Source organism: Actinophytocola sp., from assembly GCF_035712165.1.
Taxonomy (GTDB): Bacteria; Actinomycetota; Actinomycetes; order Mycobacteriales; family Pseudonocardiaceae; genus DASYTH01.
Genome location: NZ_DASTBH010000442.1, coordinates 1 through 2,089, shown reverse-complemented (window position 1 = coordinate 2,089; position 2,089 = coordinate 1). Strand labels below are relative to the sequence as shown.

3 protein-coding genes are annotated in these 2,089 nt (G+C 72.5%); 2 read left to right on the top strand and 1 reads right to left on the bottom strand.

From position 1 onward, the window contains the following. A partial coding sequence (locus tag VFO68_RS24840; RefSeq protein WP_325160787.1) for an ACT domain-containing protein occupies positions 1-145 on the top strand: 145 nt, incomplete at its 5' end. Here VFO68_RS24840 and VFO68_RS24835 read toward each other — a convergent pair. Then, positions 142-1,167, bottom strand: coding sequence for a DNA polymerase IV (locus VFO68_RS24835; protein WP_325160786.1), 1,026 nt, complete (start codon positions 1,165-1,167; stop codon positions 142-144). The two genes, VFO68_RS24840 and VFO68_RS24835, sit on opposite strands and share 4 nt — an antisense overlap. 51 nt (positions 1,168-1,218) lie before the next feature. Between VFO68_RS24835 and VFO68_RS24830 the strand changes: the two genes are divergently transcribed. Next, a partial coding sequence (locus tag VFO68_RS24830; protein WP_325160785.1) for a serine/threonine-protein kinase occupies positions 1,219-2,089 on the top strand: 871 nt, incomplete at its 3' end.

Here is a 2,089-nt window from a genome sequence, read left to right as displayed (position 1 = left end):
CCTCTCCGGCGTCCTGGCCGCGGCCGGCGTGAGCCTGTTCGCACTGTCCACCTTCGACACCGACCACATCCTGGTGAAGGCGGCCGACCTGGCCCGCGCCGTCGCCGCGCTCACCGAGGCCGGCCACGAGGTGCACCAGGCCTAGTCGGCCGGCTCGAAGGAGGCCCAGACGCCGAGCAGGCGGACCGGGCGGCCGTGCTCGAACATGTCCAGCACCCGCAACGCCGACGACTCGATCACGGCCGGGTCGGCGGTCGGTTCGGGCAGGGTCATGCTGCGGGTCTGGGTGATGAACGGGGCGAACCGCACCTTGACCCCGACCCGGTGCGCAGGCCGCGCCTCGTCGCGCACGTCGTCGGCCACCCGCCGGGCCAGGGACACGACCTGGGTGGACAGTTCGCCGCGGTCGGCGATGTTGGTCTGGAAGGTGACCTCGCGGCTGCGCGACTTGGCCAGCCAGGGTGTCGCGGTGACCTCGGTGCCGCTGGCGCCGCGGGCCAGCTCCCGGTACCAGGGGCCCATCTTCGGGCCGAACCGGCTGGCCAGGGCGCCCGGGTCGGCGAGGGCCAACTCGCGGACCGTGCGCAGGCCGAGGTCGTCGAGCTTGTGCGCGGTCTTCGGGCCGATGCCCCACAGCGCCCTGGTCGGCCGGTCGGCCATCACCGCCACCCAGTTCTCCCGGGTCAGCACGTAGCTCCCGGCGGGCTTGGCGAACCCGGTGGCGATCTTGGCGCGCAGCTTGTTGTCCCCGATGCCGACCGCGCAGGACAGCTGGGTCTCCCGCCACACCGCGTCCTGGATCCGCCCGGCGAGCCCGGCCGGGTCGTCGGTCTCCGCGCCCAGGAACGCCTCGTCCCAGCCGAGCCCCTCGACCACCACCGGAAACGCGCGCAGCACCGCCATCACCCGCTCCGAGGCCGCGTCGTAGGCCGGCGGGTCGCTGGCCAGGAAGACCGCCTCCGGGCAGCGGGCCGCGGCGGTGCGCATCGGCATGCCGGAGTGCACCCCGAACTCACGGGCCTCGTAGGAGGCGGTGGCCACCACCGAGCGCTTCTTCGGGTCGCCGTCCCCGCCGACGATCACCGGCTTTCCGGCCAACTCCGGGTGCCGCAGGACCTCGACCGCGGCGATGAACTGGTCGAGATCGACATGCAGCACCCACCACATGTGACCCAGTTTGCTCCACCCGTGACCATGCCTCCCAGTAGCATCCACGCGGTGACCCAAGACCACGCCTTACCACCGGTTCCCCCGCTGGAGCAGCGGCTGATCGCCGGCCGGTACGCGGTGCTGCGCGAGATCGGCCGTGGGGGCATGGGCATCGTCTGGCTGGCCGAGGACCGCATGATCGGCCGGCGGGTGGCGATCAAGGAACTGCATCTGCCCGACGGCGTGCCGCCCGACGAGCGTGCCGTCTTCGAGGAGCGGGTGCTGCGCGAGGCCCGCACCGCCGGCCGGCTCAACGACCCGGCCATCGTGATCGTCTACGACGTGGTGCAGGAGCACGGCAACACCTACATCGTGATGGAGCTGATCGAGGCTCCGACCCTGGCCGACGTGGTCCGGCAGAACGGCCCGCTGCCGCAGGACTCGGTGGTGGCGCTGGCCGGACAGCTTCTCCCGGCGCTGGAGTCGGCGCACGCGGCCGGCATCGTGCACCGGGATGTCAAGCCCAGCAACGTGATGCTGCTGCCCAACGGCCGGGTGAAGCTGACCGACTTCGGCATCGCGCAGTCGCTGGACGACCCGCGGCTGACCACCAGCGGCGTGCTGATCGGCTCGCCGACCTACCTCGCCCCGGAACGCATCCACGGCGCCGACGCCGACGCCGCGTCCGACCTGTGGGCGCTGGGCGCGGTGCTGTTCTTCGCGGTGGAGGGCTACTCGCCGTACGAGCGCTCGTCCACGGCCGCCACCATGCACGCGATCACCACCGAGGTGCCGTACCTGACCCGCTGCCAGGGTCCGCTGGCCTCGGTGATCATGGGACTGATGATCGGCTCGCCCGCGGCCCGGCTGTCCGCGACCCAGGTGCGCGGGTTGCTCGCGCACTCCGGCCAGCACACCGGCCCGCAGACCGTGCTCCTCG